The sequence below is a fragment of the Streptomyces sp. NPDC091371 genome, from assembly GCF_040684275.1.
Taxonomy (GTDB): Bacteria; Actinomycetota; Actinomycetes; order Streptomycetales; family Streptomycetaceae; genus Streptomyces.
The window spans coordinates 1-18625 of sequence record NZ_JBFBFP010000082.1 but is presented as its reverse complement, the minus strand read 5'-3'; the positions used below and the strand labels follow the sequence as shown (position 1 = coordinate 18625).

The following is an 18625-nucleotide window of genomic DNA, read 5'->3' as shown; positions in this document are numbered from 1 at the left end:
ATCCAGCGCACACAACCGCGTCTCCTCCAACCGCCGCGTCTCCATGTCCAACTGGATCCCGCCCTGCACATCCGCGAACGCCGGACCCGACCACAGGGCAAGGGCCTCGCGCAGCAGCCGCGCCGCACCGGGGAAGTCTCCGGCGTCCATGGCCCGGTAGCCGGTGCCGGCGAGGCGGTCGAACTCCCGCACGTCGAGGGTCCCGCCGCCGCTGTTCAGCAGGTAGCCGCCGGGCAGCGTGACGAGCACGTCCTTGGCCGTACGCCGCGCGCCCTCGCCGGCCGGGCTCCGTTCCAAGGCGGTCGCGATGAGCGCGCGTACCTGCAGGACGTACGTCTGGAGCGTCGTGCGCGCCGTCCGCGGCGGGGTGCCCGCCCACAGCTCCTCGATCAGTGCCGATACGGGCACCACCTGATCGGCATGGAGGGCGAGGAGCGCCAGGACCCGCCGGGGCTTGGGGGCGGTCGGTGTGACGGAGAAGCCGTTCTCCCGTACCGCCAACGGGCCCAGTACATCTATGTCCACGCCGTGCTCCCCTGTCCTTGGTGAGTCGCACGGCCAGTAGAAAACAGGACCGCCGGTTTGTCAATAACAGACCACAACCGCCGTTTCACCGCCAACCGAGCCTCAAAATCCACCAAAACCACACCCTGACCTGCCATTTCACATACAACCCCAAGATCCTCAACGCGCCCCGAAGCACCTCGAGCCTCCCTCAACAAGCACGTGAGACACCCAACCAACCGCTCCACAAACAGCCAGATCGGTCCGCTACGCCTGCCCCACGCACCCCACAGGACCCGCGATCGGCGGTACCGAGACACACCCACCCCAGTGCCAACGGCCGCACCAGACGCCCCGCGCCCCGCCGGCCCACCCGCTCGAACCCACCAGCCCGCCCAGAATCTCGCCCCCCACGAGCCCCGGCCGAGCCGCCGAACCGTGCACGAAACCGCCGAAAAGGTCTGGTCCGCACACGCGGAAGGGCTCCGCGGCCGGTCCGCCGCGGAGCCCTTCCGGCCCTGCTCGTGCGCTCAAGCGGGCCGCAGCACCACCGGAAGGGAGCCGTAGCCGTTCAGCAGGAAGGTGGGCAGCGGTGCCAGCTCCTCCACCGGGCGCGCCAGGGCCATCTCCGGATAGCGCGCGAATATCCCGGCGAGGGCGGTGGTGGCCTCCACCACCGCCAGCGGAGCGCCCAGGCAGCGGTGCACGCCGTGCCCGAAGCCCAGGGTGTCGTGCCCGGTGCGCAGCAGGTCGAACTCCGCCGCGTCCGCCCCGTGGCGCTCCGGGTCGCGGCCGCCGGCCGCGAAGGAGACGAGGATGGGGTCGCCCTGCGCGATCTTGACCCCGTCCAGGTCGATGTCCTCCACCGCGAAGCGCATGGGCGAGTAGGTGGCGGGGCTGTGCAGCCGCATGGTCTCGGCGACGACGTCGTCCCAGGTGGCACGGCCTTCCCGGACGTGCGCGAGCTGCTCGGGACGGGACAGCAGCGCGCCCAGGGCGTTGGTGATCAGCGTTGCCGTGGTGTCCTGGCCGGCCGCGATCAGCAGGAAGAGGGTGCCGAGCAGTTCGGTCTCGGTGAGCCCCTCGCCGTTGTCGCGGACGCCGATCAGGGAGGACGTCAGGTCGTCTCCGGGCTCGGCCCGCTTGGCGGCCACGTGCCCGGCCAGCAGCCCGAAGGCCGTCGTGCGCGCCGACTCCATCTCCCGGGCCGGGACCGTGGTGCTGAACACGGTGCGCAGGGAGGCGGACAGGGCGTCCCATTCCGCCCCCCGCTCGAGTCCGAACAGCTCGCGGATCACCTGCAGGGGAAGCTGTTCCACGAATACGGAACGCAACTCCACCGACTGCCCCGCCGGTACGGAGTCCAGGCCGTCGAGCAGCTCGGCCGCCACTTCCTCGACGCGGGGCCGCAGGGCCGCCGCCCGCCGCGCGGTGAAGGCTCCCGCGATCAGCCGGCGCAGCCGCGCGTGCTGCTGCCCGTAGGCGAACAGCATGTTCTCGTTCGCCACCCACGGGTAGAGCGGCCACTCGGGCGTGATCCGCCCTTCGACGAACTCGGGCCAGTGCTGCCGGGCGTCCTTGGACACCCGCGGGTCGAGCAGCAACTGCTCGACGTACTCCTGGCGTACGACGGCCCAGGCCCGGATCCCGCCCGGGAGCTCCACCTCGACCGCGGGTTCCCGCTCCCGCAGCATCGCGGCCTCACCCGCGATGTCACGTCCTTCCACGTCCAGCACGTACAAGCAAGCAGACATCTCCATCTGTGCACTCCGTTCGGTTGGTCATCGGATTTCCGTGCCCCACCACACCCACGCGCACCGAGGAGGCCGTGCCCTCCCGCGTTCCGACGGACCGCCGGAACGGATTCACTCCACCGCGGTCACTCCACCGGGGCCGCGGCCGCGGCTTCCGCCTCGGCCTTCGCGTCACGCAGCTTGACGGCCGCCTCGTACACCCGCTCCGCCCGGTCCGGGGCGAAATCGAGGCGTACCAGCACGCCGGGCATGGCGATGGCCGTCAGCAGGGTCCGCATCAGGTCCGTCACCCGCTCCACCATGTCCGCGTGCCCGGTCATGATCTTGGAAAGCACCTGGACACCGGTGAAGCTGCCGGTGAACATCTTGGCGGTGGACTCGATGTCGACGTTCGGAAGCAGCTCCCCGTTCTCCTTGGCGCGGGCGAGCACCGACGTGTTGTGGTCGTTCCACCCCTGCATGGGGATCTGGCGGTTCAGGCCGTCGAGCGGGGATCCCTGGTCCACGGTGAGCCGTACGCTCCCCCGCACCATCGGGTCGCCCAGGCGCAGCAGGTGGGCGAGGACCAGCGCCTCGTCCAGGCTCTGCTGGAGCATCAGCTCCTGCTCCGGAACCGGCGGCAGTGCTCCCACCTGTCCGACCAGCACTTCCTGGGCGAGTTCTTCCTTGGAGGTGAAGTGGAAGTAGAGCGCGCCCTTGGTCACTCCGGACTTCTTGAGCACCTCGGAGATCGTCGCGGCCTCGAACCCGACCTCGTCGAACAGCTCAGCCGCCGCGAACAGGATCTTCTGTCGCGTACGGATGGCTCGCTCTTGCCGTGCCATGGACTCCTCCGCTGCCACTCGGGCCAGGTGCGGACCGATCGGTGCGCACTCTGTCGTACTCAAGTGGCGCACTAGCGTCCACATTCAAAGAATAAACCAGACCACCGGTTTTGCAACCAGCTACCCCTTGCAAAGAAAACCGGTTGGTACATATCTTCATGCCGCGCGCTACCTGCACTTCGGTTCCTACCAGGGGATGGTCCGATGTTCGCACTCACGCTCAAGCGCACGGAATCAATCGAGGTCAGCAAGGCCGGGGGGCCCGACCGATGCTCCACCGATCCTGACGCCTTACCCGCTCAGACGGCCGCCGGCGAGCTGACCCGCCTGCTCTTCGACCGGGAGGACCGCGACCGGGTCCACGGCGACTGGCGCAGACTCGTCGGCAGCAAGACCTTCTCCTACCGTCCGGGCCTGACCCCGAGCGAGCGCACGGCGCTCTCCTACGACCGCCTGCGCCTGGTCAACAGCGTGGTCGACAACGCCGGGGCGCTGACGTACGACGCACGCCGGCTCGCCGGGCTCCACGAGTGGGCCGGATTCGTGGACGGCGGCCTGTGCACCCTGGCGAGCATCCACTACAACCTCTTCATCGGCAGCCTGCTCGACCACGACGGCTACCGGCGGGACCTCTCCAGCTTCACGTCGATGCAGCGCATCGGGACCTTCCTGTGCACCGAGCTGGAACACGGCAACGACGTCGCCTCACTGCAGACCGTCGCCGTCTTCGACCGTGCGACCGGCGGGTTCATTCTGAACACTCCCACCACGGGCGCACAGAAGTTCATGCCCAACACGAGCCTGATCGGCGGCCCGAAGAGCGCCGTGGTGGCCGCGCGCCTCCTGGTCGACGACGAGGACCAGGGCATCTTCCTCTTCCTGACCCCGCTGAGCGACCACGAGGGGCACCTGCCCGGGGTCCGCGTGCGCCCGCTGCCGCACCGTACGGGCACCCCCGTCGACCACTGCCTCACCGCCTTCGACCACGTATGGCTTCCACGTGAGGCCATGCTCGAAGCCGACCACGGCCGGCTGGACAAGGACGGCACGCTCACCAGCGACCTGGGCAACCGGCGCAAGCGTTTCCTGCGCTCCGTCAGCCGCGTCACCATGGGCAAGCTCTGCATGAGCGCCGGCACCCTGGGCATGGCCCGGGCCGCACTGACCATCGCGGTGCGCTACTCGCACCACCGGCACATCGGCGGACCGAAGAGCGGCCAGCGCATCCCCCTGACCGCCCACCGCAGCCACCACGCCCGGCTGCTGCACGCGCTCGCGAACGCGTACGCCATGACCTTCCTGCACCGCTCCGTGGTCGACCGCTTCATCTCGACCGACAACGACGACGAGCGGGAAGAAGTGGAGCGCCTGGTAGCCGTGGCCAAGGGCTGGATCACCTGGCAGGCCCGGGACATCACGACCGAGTGCCGGGAACGCTGCGGCGCGCAGGCCCTGTTCCCCATCAACAGGATCTCGGAACTGCCCGGGAACATCGAGGGCGGGATCACCGCGGAAGGCGACAACCTCGTCATCTGGGTCAAGGCCGCCGCCGAGATGGTCTTCGGGCACAAGGTGGACACAACCAGCGCGGGCACCCGGCCGCCCGCCGAACGCGAGCTGACGGACCTGAACTTCCTCCGCGACCTGCTGGCCTCCGTCGAACAGACCTGGCAGACACGCGCCCGCGTCGCGCTGCGCCAAGGCCCCTCCGGAGACCCGATCGGCCGCTGGAACGAGACCTCGGGCGCCGGCCTGGAAATGGTCTCCGCCCACGCCCGCCGCCAGGCGGCCGACTCCTTCCTCACCGCGGCCGAGCAGACGACGGACCCGGCGACCCGCCGGCTCCTCAAGAACCTGTGCCGACTGTTCCTCCTCCAGCACCTCCGCGAACACACCGGAGACCTGCTCGCGGAACAGCAGCTCACGGCGCAGCACGTACGCGGGCTGCACCGCACGATCGACACGGTCATCGCGGAGCTCGCCCCGCACATGATGACCCTGGTGGACGCCTTCGACCTGCCGGACGAGTTCCTCGCCGCCGTCCCCATCGCCAACGACGACTACCTCGCCCACCACCGGGAGAACGCGGCCTCCTGACCGCGCCCGCCGCGAGCTGCGCCGCCGACCCGCCACTCGCGCCCCGACCGGGCCCCCAGCCCCGCCCCACCGTTAACGCCGTTAACGCCGTTAACGGTGGGGCGGGCTCATTTCACCCGTTCTCAGCCTCCACCGGGAGCCACAGTTCGGCGTCGGCCTCGGTCTTGTCGGGCGACAGGCGGGTGCGCAGGATCTCGGGGCCGGTGCGGCTGCGGTACGGGTTCGACGGGAACCACTCGGTGAAGACGTCCCGCCACAGTTCCTGGATGGCCTGCGGCGCGGGCCCGGACGTGGTGAAGACCGCCCAGGTGCCGGCCGGGACGGCCAGCGCGGACGTCCCCTCGGGCGCGGCCGCGGAAGTGACCACGCCGTGGTGGTAGTCGAGTTCGGTGCCTTCGGCGCGGCTGGGGTCCAGGTCGTCGCAGACCGCGACGATGCCGTACGGCTCCTGGTCCGACAGCTTCTCCAGCCGCTCCAGTGTCTGCGGATCGATCCCGCGGACGAAGTCCGCGATCGCCTGGTTCGGCCCCGCGTGTACCAGCGGTATCCGGGTCTTGAACCCGACGACGGTGAAGTCCGCCTTGTCGACAACGCGGTATCGCATGTTGCTGCTCCCTTCGATGGTGAGGCGGAAGGCCATCCGGGACTGGGAGCTGAGCACGGCTCCGGTACGCCGGGCCTCGCCCGGTCCGATGCCGTGCATGGCACGGAACGCCCGCGCGAACGCCTCGCCGGAGCCGTAGCCGTAGCGCACCGCGATCTCCAGCAGCGCCTCCCGCCCCACGAGTACCTCGGCACCCGCGAGCGTGAGCCGACGGCGCCGGACGTACTCCGACAGCGGAATGCCGGCGAGCGCGGAGAACATCCGGCGCAGGTGGTACTCCGAGGTGGCCGCGATGCGTGCCAGCTCTGCCACGTCGATGTCCTGGTCGAGATGGCGCTCGATGTGCTCCATGGCCTGGTTCAGCCGCTCCAACACGCCCGGTCCCCTTCCTCTTGACGACCACCACGCTAGGCAGCACCACCCCCGCGGGACCCGACATCCTGTGCCCGATCAAGTCGGTCACACCCAGCAAGCGTCCCCTCCCCGCCCAGCCCCGCCGGCGTTTGAGGCGCGGGGGTCCGGGGGCAGAGCCCCCGGCAACGGCGCCGCACTGGTACGGGCTACACCCAGCCAACCGTTAACGCCGTTAACGGTTGGTCGCGTGTAACGCACCCTCGCCCCCAGACGGGGCTGGATTGCCCGCAGGGCAATCTCAGCCCCGCCGGCGTTTGAGGCCCGGGGGTCCGGGGGCAGAGCCCCCGGCAACGGCGCCGCACTGGTACGGGCAACGCCCAGCCAACCGTTAACGCCGTTAACGCCGTTAACGCCCGCCCACCCGCCGGTCCACCAACAACCCCAGCCCGTCCAGGATCCGCTCCAGCCCGAACTCAAGCGCCTGGTCCTGCCCCCCGTGCTCCGCCACCGAGGCCAACGCGGCCCCGAGCGCCGGAAACTCCGCCCCGTGCACCCGCATCACCTCGCCCAGCATCACCGCGAGCTGCGCATCCGGCCCCCCACCGGCCCCCTCCCCATCGGCACCCGCCGTACGCCCGGCCGCCCGCTCCTGCTCCGCGATCCCCCGCACGTGCCCGGACACCAGCACCACCGCGTCCATCGCCTCGGCCCCGCTCAGCCCGCACCCGTCCAGCGCGGCCAGCGCCCGCTCCATCCACCCCAACTCCCGCGGCCCCATCACCCGCGCCCCCACCGTCGCCTCCAGCAGCCACGGATGCCGCCGGAACCCCTCCAGCAACTCCCGCGCCCAGGCCCCGAGCCGCTCCCGCCACGCGCCACCGGCTGCAACGCCCGCCCCGCGGGGCGCCCCCGCCCCCGGCTCCGGCATCGCCGCCTCCACCATCAGCGCGACCAGCTCCGCCTTGCCCGGCACGTACCGGTACAGCGCCATCTTCGTGACCGCGAGTTCCCCGGCCACCCGCTGCATCGATACGCCGCCCAGCCCCTCCGCATCGGCGATCCCCACCCCTGCCAGGGCGATCCCCTCCAGCGTGAGCCCACGCCGCGGCCCCCGCGCCGGCTTCTCCGGCGGCCGGGGCCCCCACAACAACCGCACGGCCGCGCCCCACTGGTCATTCGTCATCGGAACCCCTTGCGCTCGCACTAAAACTGCGTCTACCGTACACGGTATCGATTCAGTATCCGCCGGACACAATTAACGGCGTTAACGCCGTTAACGCCGCCGCACCCAAAGCAGCAACAGGAGCCCCCATGCACCAGCACCAGCACCCGCACCCGCACCCGCACCCGCACCCGCACCGGAACACTCGCACCGTCCTCATCTCCGGCGCCGGCATCGCCGGCCCCGCCCTCGCCCACTGGCTCACCCGCCACGGCGACTTCCGCCCCACCGTCGTCGAACTCGCCCCCGCCCTCCGCCCCGGCGGCCAGGCCGTCGACTTCCGCGGCGAGACCCACCTCTCCGTCCTCCACCAGATGGGCATCGTCGACGACCTCCGCCGCCTCCAAACCGGCGGCTCCCCCATGACCTTCGTCGACGCCCACGGCGAACCGGTGCTCCACCTCCCCGCCGAGTTCGCCGGCGGGGACATCGAGGTCCTGCGCGGCGACCTCTCCCGCGTCCTCTACGAGGCCTCCCTCCCCTCCACCGAGTACGTCTTCGGAGACTCCGTCACCTCCCTCACCGAAACCGCGACCGGCGTGGACGTCACCTTCCGCCACGCCCCACCCCGCACCTTCGACCTCGTCATCGGCGCCGACGGCATCCACTCCACCGTCCGCCGCCTCACCTTCGGCCCGGAGGCCGACCACCTCACCCACCTCGGCTACTACGCCGCCAGTTGGAGCCTCCCCAACGACCTGAACCTCCGCCCCGGCGCCGGCTCCCTCGGCCACAACGCCCCCGGCCGCCTCGCCAGCGTCGGCGCCGACCACACCGACCCCACCCGCGCCCGCGCCTTCTTCGTCTTCGCCTCCCCCGAGCCCGGCCACGACCGCCGCGACGCCAAGACCCAAAAACAACTCCTACGCGAGGCCTTCACCGGCCTCCCCTGGCAGGTGGAGCACCTCCTCCGCTCCCTCGCCTCCGCCGACGACCTCTACTTCGACTCCATCAGCCGCGCCGACGTGCCCTCCTGGTCGTCCGGCCGGATCGCCCTCCTCGGCGACGCCGCCTGCGGCGCGACCATCGGCGGCATGGGCACCGGCACCGGAATCGTGGCGGCGTACGTCCTGGCGGGCGAACTCTCCCGCTCCCCCGAGGACCACCAGGGCGCCTTCGCCCGCTACGAATCCCTGCTACGCCCCTACGCCCAGGGCTGCCAGAAAAACGGCAGCCGTACGGGTCACTTCCTCGCCCCGGCCTCCCCCCTCGGCCTGCGCCTGCGCAACGGCCTGCTCAGCCGCCGCCGCATCCTCGCCTGGATGCTGAAGGCAGGCGAGGAAACGTCCACGCTCCCCCTCCCCGCCTACGCGACAACCCCCGCCCCGACCCGCGGAACAACCGCCGACACCGTTAACGGCGTTAACGCCGTTAACGCCGACGCCCCCACCCACTGCCCGAGCACACTCCACCGTTAACGGCGTTAACGGCGTTAACGCCCACCAAAACGTACTGGTCGACTGGTTTTTTCACCGCGACCTGCCTAGATTGACGCCACACTCCGCAGCGATCACGCGCGGACAGGCGGCCGGCAACCAGGGGGCACACGTGGCGAGGGTCAAGCAGCAGCGGGCCGAGATCACCCGGCAGGCCATCCTCGACGGCGCGGCCATCGCCTTCGACGCCGCCGGCTTCGGCGGCACCAGCCTCAGCGAGGTCGTCCGGCACGCCGGAGTCACCAAGGGCGCCCTCTACTTCCACTTCCCGTCCAAGGAAGCCCTCGCCCGCACCCTGGTGGACGAGCAGTTCCAGATCTCCGCCGACGTGCCCGCCCTCGAGGACCCCGGCCTGCAGACGGTCATCGACCTCTCCCACCAGATGGCCTTCGGGCTGCGCGGCAACGTCCGCGTCCGCGCCGCCATCCGCCTCGTCATCGAGTTCGGCTCCTTCACCGACCCGGACCCGTCCCCGTACAACACCTGGATCGAGACCTGCCGCAACTGTCTGACGCCGGCCCAGGCCCGCGGCGACGTCCTGCCATCGCTCGACGTCGACGACCTCGCGGTCTTCCTCGTCGGATCGTTCACCGGCATCCAGGTCACCTCGCACGTCCGCACCCACCGCGAGGACCTGCACACCCGGATCACCGACCTGTGGGACTTCCTCCTCCCGGGGATCGTGCCCGCGAGCCGCATCCCCCGCTTCGCCCCGGCGGGCTCGCCCGAGTGCCGGGCCGAACTCGGACTTCCCTCACCGGCCTGACGAAGGATCCAGGGCGCCCCCTCGGAACCCTGACCCTCCCCTCAGCCCTCTCCCTCCCACTTCGTTAGCAAAACTCAAGCGTGGCGCCCACGAACACCCTGGAACGTTAGTAAAGTCCCTCTCATGACTTCGCCCTCGTCTCAGAGCGACCGAGAGAAGGTCGTCTCCAAGCTCCCCCCGTGGCTGCGCCAGGAGTTGAAAATCCGCACCGCCCAACTGCGGGTGGACATCCAGGACGCCGTCCACCAGGGGATCGCCCACTGGAGCGCACTCGCCTCCGCCCCCTCCCCCGTCGACACCTCCGGCGCCGAATCGTTCTCCACCTGGCTGCCCGCCGGCCAGTGGGAGTCCTTCCGCGCCGACTCCAAGGACCGCGGCGTCTCCCTCATCCAGGGACTCGCCCAGGCGGTCCGCCTCTGGCTGGAGCTGAACCCGGCCCCCACCGTCAAGCGCCCCTCCGTGGTCCGCCGCATCATCGTGTGCAACCAGAAGGGCGGAGTCGGCAAGACCGCCGTCACCGCCGGCACGGCCGAGGCCCTCGCCGAGGACCCGTCGGCCCTCCACCCGGTCCGCGTCGCCCGCCAACTGGCCCGACTCTCATCCCCCGAGACCGACCACACGCCGCACACCACAGGCACCGCCGACTCCAGCCCCCTGGACCTGGAGGACCTCCCCGGCCTGGGCATGCGCGTCCTGCTGGTCGACTTCGACCCCCAGGGCCACCTCACCAAGCAGCTCGGTCAGCAGCCGCTGCCCATCGGCGGCGACAGCCTCACCTGCCACATGGCCGGCGAGGCCAAGGGCCCCCTCAAGGACCTGATCGCGCCCATCGAGCACGACCGGTTCGGAGACCGCCTCCACCTGCTCCCCGCCTGCACGGACGCCTTCCTCCTCGACGTCCGCCTCTCCACCGTCCGCGCCCGCGAAGCCGCCCTCGAACGGGCCCTCGCCCCGGTCGAGTCCGACTACGACGTCATCCTGGTCGACTGCCCTCCGAGCCTCGGCCTGAGCATGGACGCGGCCATCTACTACGGCCGCCGCCGCAGCGCCGAACAGCCCGGCGCCTCCGGCGCGCTGATCGTCGTACAGGCAGAGGACTCCTCCGCGGACGCGTACGACCTGCTCACCTCGCAGATCAACGACCTCCGCGACGACCTCGCCCTGGACATCGACTACCTGGGCCTCGTCGTCAACCTCTACGACGGCCGCCGCGGCTACATCGCGACCTCGTCCCTCCAAGCGTGGATGGACATAAAGGATCCCCGCGTCGTCGCCGTGGTCCCCGACCTCAAGGAACAGCGCGAAGCGGTCCGCGTGAAACAACCCCTCTTCGTCTACGCCCCCAACGGCGACCAAGCGGTCGCCCTCCGCGCCCTGGCCCGGGAGATCTCATGAGCAGCAAGGCAGACAAACTCGGCGTCTCGGCATCCTTCGCCCGAGCCCAGCCCGTCGGCGTCAGCTCCCGCCGAGCGGCCATCGCCGAAGCCACGGGCGCGCCCACCTCCGGAGTGGTCCCCCCCTCCGAGGTCCCCATCGAGGCCCTCGCCCACAATCCCTTCAACCTCCGCGAAGACCTCACGGAACTCGATGAACTGGCGGCCTCCCTCACCTCCCGGGGCCAGCTCCAGCCCCTCGCGGTCGCCACCCGCATGGCCTTCATGGAGGCCCACCCGGGCGCCACCGACGGGCTGGGCCGTGCCCCGTACGTCGTCATCGACGGCAACCGCCGCCTGGCAGCGGCCCACCTGGCCGGCCTCAAGACCATGCACATCCACGTCAACGACGCCCTCTCGGCCTCCTCCTCGGACATCCTGGAATCGGCCCTGATCGCCAACGTCCACCGGGTCGACGTGGCCCCCATGGACCAGGCCCGCGCCCTCCAGGAGCTCGTCGACGTACACGGCTCCCAGGCCCAGGTCGCCAAGCGCCTCGGCAAGACGGGCGCCTGGGTCTCCCAGCGCCTGGCCCTCCTGAACCTCACCCCCGCCCTCCAGGACAAGGTGGAATCGGGCGAACTCAAGGTGGAACCGGCCCGCCGCATCGGCCGCCTCCCCCAGGAGGCCCAGGAAGCAGCCGCGGACGAGTCCCTCAACACCCCCAACCCTCCCCGCCAACGCACCCACCCCGTTAACGGCGTTAACGCCGTTAACGCCCCCACGCCCACCACCCCTCCCCCCACACCCCCCACACCCGCCGCCTCCCCCCGCATCACCATCTCCACGAACTCCCCGGAAACCATCGCGGACGCCCTCACCGCACACCTCACCCCGGACGACCTCAAGGCCGTCACGGAGCTCCTGATGCTGCGCATCTGACCCGGGGACGCGCACCCACGCCGGGGGCATTAACGCCGCTAACGCCACTGCCACCGTTAACGCCGTTAACGCCCCCACGTGCGTTTCATGTGCGTTCAGCAGTGCGTTTCACATAGGCTGCCCTCGGAGGTACCGATGCCCAACGAACAAGAGAGCCTCTTCGCAGCGGTCGACGCCCTGCTGGAAGAAGCAGCCGCCAAGGACGCGCTCCCGCACCCGGACGAGCGCAAGCGCCTCCGCGAGGCCGCCGGCCTGAGCCAGGACCAGATCGCGAAGGCCCTGTCCGTACGCCGCGAAACGGTCACCTCCTGGGAAATCGGCCGCACCGCCCCCCGCCCCCCCAAGCGAGCCGCCTACGCCCGCCTCCTGGAAGGCCTGGCCACCCTCCACCCCATTAACGCCGTTAACGCCGCCCCCACCCCCACGCCGGAACCCCAAGCCCCGTCCACAACGGCCGCACCCACCCCCCAGCCCCACCCGGCCCCGAAGCCGCACCCCGGCACAGCCGCGCAGCCCCACCCGGCCCCGGCCCCGGAGCCGCAGCCCCACCCCGGCACAGCCCCGCAACCCAACACAGCCCCAGGACCACTCCCCCACGCCCCCATCCCCGCGGCCCAGCCCACCCCCCACCACACCGCCGAGCCGCAGCCCGCCCACCCCACGCCCGTTAACGCCGTTAACGGCGTTAACGCCCCCCAGCCCCACACCCCCACCCACCCCGCAGCCACCTCCCCCCAGCCGCACCCCCACCCGGGGTCTGGGGCGGAGCCCCAGTTTCGGGAAGGGGCGGGTAGGGGAACAGCGCCGCAGGCCCCCACCCCCCAGGCACAGGCACAGGCCCCCACCCCCCGCTCCCCCCGGCCCCCCCACCCCGGCCCCCTGGAAGGAAACGGCCCCCTAGCCGTCCTGGACGGCACCGGCCACGCCTACGCCGCCGCCGGCCTCGTCCTAGACCACCCCACGGCCACCACCACCACCATCGACCTCCCCACCCTCCTCACCTGGGCCCTGACCGAGGCGAACCTCCGCTCCCCCCGCCTCCACCGCAACGGCCGCGACGGCGACCCCCTCCTCGTCCTCACCGCCTCCGCCGTGGAACGGCTCGGCCTCCCCCCGACCCTCGAGGACCGCCGCGCCCTCCGCCTCCCCGACAACCACCCCACCCTCCGCCGCCTCGCCAAGAGCAAATGGCAGCTGACCCGCCGCGGCTTCGGCCCCTGGCCCCGCATCTACCGCCCGGCCACCCCCACCACCGGCCGCCAGTGCGTCCAGCTCGCGATCCTCCCCTGGGGCGCCCTGGACCCCCGCGCCTGGGGCGAGGACACCGCCGCCCTCCCCGCCCCGGAACTCGCCGCGCTCCTCACGACCTACGCCACCCGCGTCCTCACCCCCCGCGGCTCCACCGCGGTCACCGGCCTCGAACTCATGACGGCCCTGCGCCCGCCCACCCGCGCCGCCCGCAACCCCGAGACCAACACCTGGGAGTCCGCGCCCGTCCCCGGCTCCCTCACCCGCGCCGTCGAGCCCGCACCTCCCGAGGCCCCCGACGAGCACCCGGTCGTCGCCGCCCTCTACCCCCGCTCCCACCAGCGCACCCCGGACCAGGTCCTCGACGAAGAGGCCTACGACTGGATCCGCGACCCGGAGCTCCTCACCGACGCCGAGTGCGCCCGCACCCACGCCGTCGGCATCGACGTGAACATGGCCTTCGCCGCCGCCGCCAACCGCCTCCCGGTCGGCCTCGGCCCCGCCACCCACACCACCACGCCCCGCTTCGACCCCAAGACCCCCGGCTGCTGGCTCGCGGACCTGTCCACCCTCTCCCTCGACCCCCGCCTCCCCAGCCCGTTCACCCCCACCGGCAGGCCCCCGACCGGCCCCGCCTGGTACGCCACCCCGACCCTCGCCTACGCGCAGGAGCTCGGCCACGACGTCCGCCCCACCGAGGCCTGGATCCGCCAGGACCACGGCCCGTACCTCGACGCCTGGTACACCCGCCTCCGCGACGCCTACATGGCCACGATGGCCGACCTGGGCGTCACCCCGTCGCTCTCCGAACCCGACTTCCTCACCGCAATGTCCACCCACAAAGACAACGACCCCACCACCACAGCCGTCCTCTCCGCCATCAAGTCCACGGTCAAGGGCGGCATCGGCAAGCTCCGCGAACGCCCCCAGGGCGCCGCCTACCGCCCCGGCGAAGCCTGGCCCGCACTCGAACGCCCCACCTGGCGCCCCGACATCCGCGCCGCCGTCATCTCCACGGCCCGCGTGAACATGCACCGCAAAATGCAGAAGCTCGCCACAGCAGCGGGCCTCTACCCCATCGCAGTCCTCTCCGACTGCGCGGTGTACCTCTCCGACGGCCCCAGCCCCCTCGACTTCCTCCCCCACACCCCCGAGGGCAAGCCCCTCCCCGGCGGCTTCCGCCTCGGCGTAAGCCCCGGCATGGTCAAGCACGAAGGCACCCAGCCCCTCCTCTGGGCCGTGCAGCTGCTCGACGAACACCTCAACCCCGCCCGCCACATCAAGGGCCACGACGCAGCAGCAGACGGCGAGTAACGTCCAATGTCCGACATCTCAGACAGCCTGACCAGGGCCGACGAACAGCACTTCACCCGCCCCATCCCCAAGTCAGCGGGCGCCCAGATGCGCTACCTCCTCAAACAGCTCAAATCAACCAAATCAGTAGCGGCAGCCCTCAACATCTCCCAACGCACGGTCGAGCGCTACATCAAAAACCAAATCAAGCAGCCCAAACCGGCCCTCGCCGCCCGCCTCGAAGCCGAGGTACGCCGCCGCTGGCAGCCCCTCGTCCGCAAGCGCGCCCGCGACAAGGCGGCCCGCACCACCGGCCTCGTCATCGAGACCCGCGCCCGCTTCGGCTTCACCGCGGCCCCCGGCACCACCGACGACGGCCGCATGCGCCGCATCACCCAGCACCTCCCCCCGGAGTACGCGGCCCGTCTGTTCGCCGCCCAGGACGCCGGCGCCGCCGAGTCCCAACTCCGCCAGATCGCGGCCGAAGGCCTCCAGGAGATCTACTTCAAGGACAACGGCGCCCGCGCCACGAGCCTCCTGGTCGAGTTCACAGACATCGACTACGTGGACTTCGCGTTCTAAAGACCCTCACCCCCACAACACCCCCTCAGAACCCCTGAAAACCCAAAAGGGTCCCGGGATATCCCCGGGACCCTCCAACACCCTCCAGCAGCCCCACAAGGCCGCCACGAGCCCACATCACCCCACGGCGTGCAACGTCCTGCGCCGCTTCGACTCCGCAGCCTTCTTCGCGGCCGCCTGCGCGGCCCGCTTCTTCCGCTGCTCGGCCAGCTGGTCCTGATACTCCGCCACCGCCTGGTGGTAGCTGGCGACATAGCCCCGCGCGTCGAGCCGCTCCTCGGCAGCCATCTCATTCACCGCCGCGACGGCATCCTCGAAGGAGTTGTACCCGGCCAGCATGGGGTTGATCTGATACACCCCATTGCGAACCTTCCGCACCAGCTTCGCGAGCTCCAGGCTCCGCAGCGCGGCATTGACGCTCGGCCGGCTCAGCTCCAGCAGCCCGCCCACGGTGGCCTGGTCGATGAGGATCCGCCCGCCGGGCTCGCTCAGCGAACGCAGCTTCAGCAGCACACGGTAGGCCGCAGGCGGGAGGTCGAGGTCGGAGAGAAGCCCGTCGGCGTTGACCGCAGCGAATCGCAAGGTGCTCACTGAGCTGTCCCTTCTTCCGTGCGCTTCGATCGGCTCAGCCGACGTGCAGCGCGCTCTTTGGCCCGTTCGGCCCGCAGTTCCGCGATGGCCTGACGCATGTGATCCAGCGACGGGAAGCGCACCAGATCAGGCAGGCTCGTATCGCTACGAATCTGCGAGATGGTGCTGTGCTGCTCCACCTTCACGAACTCACCCGTCATCTCCGTACCCGGGATGAACTCAGCCACCCGGTAACTGTAGGGCGGGTTGAACTGGTACACACCCCGCCGCACCTTGAAGACGATCCCATGAGACATGACGGTGTGCAGCGCCTCCGACGTCTTTGTCCGGCTGACGTCCAGGATCGTAGCCATCTCCTCCTGAGTAAGAGGAATCCGCCCCCCCGCTCGCTGGCACGCGATCAGCAGCAGGATCAGCCTCAACGGCAATGCTTCCCGGAAGTACTGCGCGATCACCAGGAAGAACTCGAGGCTGTCCATCGAAAACGCGTTTGGCTGACTTTGAGTCCCGTAGAACTCCAGCGGCTTGCGTTCTCCGTCCAGCGTCAGCTTCCGGCTCGGGTAGCGCCGGGCGAGACTGTCCAGATCCTTGACCGGAGCCAGCGGCTGACTCCACGCCGAGATCGCGTCATCAACGGGGAGATCAGGACGCGGAGCGCGTGCCGGACTCGGCCGACGGCGCTGTGGCTCTGATGACACGAGGATGCTCTCCACTTCGTTGATCTGCAGAGAGAGTATGTCAACAAGGGTGACACAAGTGTCACGCTCGTTGACGTTCGGCGTGTCTTATGTAACCCCACAGGTGACATATCTCAGCCACACCCACCCCACAGCCCCCCGCCCCCGCACGCCCCCAACCAGACCCGGCCCCCCACCAGTTCAGGGACACATCTCCAGCAAAACGTCAGCCACCCCGACGTTTTAGCCCAAATACCGTCAGTACCATTGACGTTTTGCGCTCGTTCTGTCCCCCTACCAGCGACACATCCCCCGAGTTATGTCCCTTCTGAGGGGACATAACTTTCCCCCCGCACCCCCTCTGACCTGCGGCAACGCATCTCCGTACCTTCTATAGGCCGTCCCCTGCCGCGCTGCGCGTACTCAACGCCGTCTCCAACCCGCCCCCAGCCCCCACTTCCTGACGTCCCAACACCCAAAACCAACCCCCCACCACCCCCCGGCCACGCCCCCCGAAAGTGACTGAATCCCGTCTCTATCCACCCCAAACTTTGAAACACTCCGCCACCGTTAACGGCGTTAACGGCGTTAACGCCCCAACCACGGGCTACCAAGCACCCCCAACCAACCCAAAAGCCAACGAACCCACCGGCAAACAGAAAAACACCGCCCACCCACTCAGCTGGTAGTCCCCCACCCTCAAATGGACATAAAGGGCACCCAGGAAGTACAGAATTAGCCCGCCTGCAGCCAGACCCCCCACCACAGGCACCTCAATCCCCACCAACAACCCCAGCGCCCCTGCACCCAACAACACACCCAAAGGCCTCATCCAAGACCTAGGCACACCCAACTTGTCTGCTTGGCTCTTGGGATAGTCATGACCAACAAAATTGGCGATCGCTGCCAACCCATTCACGACCGAGGTCACCAGCGTGACCACGAGATACGCAACAAACACAACGGCCTCCACACCTGGACATGTCACCTCCATGACCAGACAGGCCCCAACAACGTGACAGCAACCCCGTCGCCCCAGCTCAGCAAGGGCGACGTCTACCCCACTGTCTGGAACAACCGGAAGATGTACCCAATCTGAGCCGGCCTCGGCCTCGAACCTAGGCATACCTTCAAGCGAGGTGAGCAGAGGTTCCCTGCTGACCACCTCCCACTTCAAAGAAGAGGTATCCCTGCCGGAGGAGGGCTCTGAACTTCGAAGCAGCCCACCTCCGAGCGCAGCGAGGAAGAGTTCGCTTCTTCTCTGAGGCCAAGCAAAAAAGACCCCCACCCGAAGGCTCGCACTGGGCTGCGAAGCAACCCCCCGAGCCCAGCGAGGGGTTCGCTTCATGTCCGGAGTAAAACGAAGGACACCCCCGCCAAAGGCGGGGTTCTGAGCTGCGAAGCAGCCCGCCCTCAAGCACAGCAAAGGGGGGCCTACCCAGACCCTCAGCGCCTGAGGTCCCGTCCCAAGGCTCGCTCTGGCCCGCGAAGTAGGCCTACACCGAGCTCAGCAAGGGGGGTCCCTGTCCCAGAGCGAAGCTGAAGGAGGAGTCGGCCCGGGGGGCCGCTTCGGGCCGCGAAGCGGCCCCCGCCGAGCGCAGCTAGGCGAGTTTTTGCCCTCGAGCGAAGCGGAGGGGTCTGCCCGGAGGGCCGCTTCAGGGCGCGAAGCGGCCCTGCACCGAGCGCAGCGAGGCCGGTCTCTGCCCAGCACGCAGCACTGGGGGTCCGGGCCCGAAGGGCCGGCTCCGGCTCGCACAGCGAGCCTCCGCCGAGCGCAGCTAGGCGGGTTTCTGCCCCGGAGCGAAGCGGAGGGGCCCAGCCCAAAGGGCTGCTTCGGGGCGCAAAGTCCCCTCCCCCAAGCGCAGCGAGGGCGGTCTCTGCCCCGGAGCAAAGCGGAGGGGATCCCGCCCAAAAGGCGGCTCTGGCCCGCGAAGCGGGCCGCCGCCGAGCGCAGCGAGGGGGATCCCTGCTCCGGAGCGAAGCGGAGGAGCCGACCCAGAGGGGCGCTTCGGGGCACGAAGCGCCCCTCCGCCGAGCGCAGCGAGACGGGTCATTACCCCGGAGCGAAGCGGAGGGGCCCCGCCCGAAGGGCGGCTCTGGCCCGCGAAGCGGGCCGCCGCCGAGCGCAGCGAGGCGGGTCATTACCCCGGAGCGAAGCGGAGGGGTCCCGCCCCAAGGGGGCGGCTCTGGCCCGCGAAGCGGGCCGCCGCCGAGCGCAGCGAGGCGGGTCCCTGCCCAAGCGCGCAGCGCTTGGGGTCCCGCCCCAACCGATGTTCCTGACGTTCCCGTCGTTCCCGTCGTTCCCGCCGTTCCGGGTGTGGAGATCGTCGATGTGCTGCGCGAGCAGCTCACCGCGAT

General features: G+C 70.0%; 15 protein-coding genes. 7 read left to right on the top strand and 8 right to left on the bottom strand.

Annotated features, from left to right (window positions below; genetic code table 11):
* The 3 genes from AB0O21_RS39285 to AB0O21_RS39275 all read right to left on the bottom strand — a co-directional run.
* Positions 1–525: BTAD domain-containing putative transcriptional regulator (locus AB0O21_RS39285; protein ID WP_365180439.1), on the bottom strand; the 525-nt coding region annotated here is incomplete at its 3' end.
* Positions 526–1034: 509 nt separating this feature from the next.
* Positions 1035–2264 carry a cytochrome P450 gene (locus tag AB0O21_RS39280; protein WP_365180436.1) on the bottom strand — a complete coding sequence of 410 codons (1230 nt, stop codon included), beginning with the start codon at positions 2262–2264 and terminating at the stop codon, positions 1035–1037.
* 119 nt (positions 2265–2383) lie between these two features.
* Complete coding sequence (locus AB0O21_RS39275; RefSeq protein ID WP_365180433.1) at positions 2384–3082, bottom strand: ScbR family autoregulator-binding transcription factor; 699 nt, start codon at positions 3080–3082, stop codon at positions 2384–2386.
* A 204-nt stretch (positions 3083–3286) separates the two neighbouring features.
* Here AB0O21_RS39275 and AB0O21_RS39270 point away from each other — a divergent pair, with 204 nt between their 5' ends.
* Positions 3287–5179 carry an acyl-CoA dehydrogenase gene (locus tag AB0O21_RS39270; protein ID WP_365180430.1) on the top strand — a complete coding sequence of 631 codons (1893 nt, stop codon included), beginning with the start codon at positions 3287–3289 and terminating at the stop codon, positions 5177–5179.
* A 112-nt stretch (positions 5180–5291) separates the two neighbouring features.
* Here the strand turns inward: AB0O21_RS39270 and AB0O21_RS39265 are convergent, their stop codons facing one another.
* Together AB0O21_RS39265 and AB0O21_RS39260 are read right to left on the bottom strand one after the other, a co-directional pair.
* Positions 5292–6158, bottom strand: coding sequence for an AraC family transcriptional regulator (locus tag AB0O21_RS39265; RefSeq protein WP_365180427.1), 867 nt, complete (start codon positions 6156–6158; stop codon positions 5292–5294).
* A 385-nt stretch (positions 6159–6543) separates the two neighbouring features.
* A complete protein-coding gene (locus AB0O21_RS39260; RefSeq protein ID WP_365180425.1) occupies positions 6544–7320 on the bottom strand; it encodes a TetR/AcrR family transcriptional regulator C-terminal domain-containing protein in 777 nt (258 codons plus the stop codon).
* A 128-nt stretch (positions 7321–7448) separates the two neighbouring features.
* On the opposite strand from AB0O21_RS39260, the gene AB0O21_RS39255 reads away from it, so the two are divergent.
* The 6 genes from AB0O21_RS39255 to AB0O21_RS39230 all read left to right on the top strand — a co-directional run bounded on the left by AB0O21_RS39255 (position 7449) and on the right by AB0O21_RS39230 (position 14999).
* A complete protein-coding gene (locus tag AB0O21_RS39255; RefSeq protein WP_365180422.1) occupies positions 7449–8777 on the top strand; it encodes an FAD-dependent monooxygenase in 1329 nt (442 codons plus the stop codon).
* Between the two features lie 130 nt (positions 8778–8907).
* The gene (locus AB0O21_RS39250) at positions 8908–9561 is read left to right on the top strand and encodes a ScbR family autoregulator-binding transcription factor (RefSeq protein ID WP_365180420.1); all 654 of its coding nucleotides are present in this window, start codon (positions 8908–8910) and stop codon (positions 9559–9561) included.
* Between the two features lie 123 nt (positions 9562–9684).
* Entirely contained in the window at positions 9685–10956 is a 1272-nt protein-coding gene (locus tag AB0O21_RS39245; RefSeq protein ID WP_365180417.1) for a ParA family protein, read from the top strand.
* Complete coding sequence (locus AB0O21_RS39240; protein WP_365180414.1) at positions 10953–11876, top strand: ParB/RepB/Spo0J family partition protein; 924 nt, start codon at positions 10953–10955, stop codon at positions 11874–11876. Before AB0O21_RS39245 ends, AB0O21_RS39240 begins: the two co-directional genes overlap by 4 nt.
* Positions 11877–12011: 135 nt before the next feature.
* Positions 12012–14438 carry a helix-turn-helix domain-containing protein gene (locus tag AB0O21_RS39235; RefSeq protein ID WP_365180411.1) on the top strand — a complete coding sequence of 809 codons (2427 nt, stop codon included), beginning with the start codon at positions 12012–12014 and terminating at the stop codon, positions 14436–14438.
* 6 nt (positions 14439–14444) lie between these two features.
* Entirely contained in the window at positions 14445–14999 is a 555-nt protein-coding gene (locus tag AB0O21_RS39230; RefSeq protein ID WP_365180408.1) for an XRE family transcriptional regulator, read from the top strand.
* Between the two features lie 117 nt (positions 15000–15116).
* Here AB0O21_RS39230 and AB0O21_RS39225 read toward each other — a convergent pair whose 3' ends face one another.
* The 3 genes from AB0O21_RS39225 to AB0O21_RS39215 form a co-directional block, all read right to left on the bottom strand.
* A complete protein-coding gene (locus AB0O21_RS39225) occupies positions 15117–15590 on the bottom strand; it encodes a MarR family transcriptional regulator (RefSeq protein ID WP_365180406.1) in 474 nt (157 codons plus the stop codon).
* The gene (locus AB0O21_RS39220; RefSeq protein ID WP_365180403.1) at positions 15587–16303 is read right to left on the bottom strand and encodes a hypothetical protein; all 717 of its coding nucleotides are present in this window, start codon (positions 16301–16303) and stop codon (positions 15587–15589) included. The genes AB0O21_RS39225 and AB0O21_RS39220 overlap by 4 nt, the downstream gene beginning before the upstream one ends.
* 571 nt (positions 16304–16874) lie before the next feature.
* Complete coding sequence (locus AB0O21_RS39215) at positions 16875–17240, bottom strand: DoxX family protein (protein WP_365180400.1); 366 nt, start codon at positions 17238–17240, stop codon at positions 16875–16877.
* Positions 17241–18625 lie beyond the last annotated feature (1385 nt).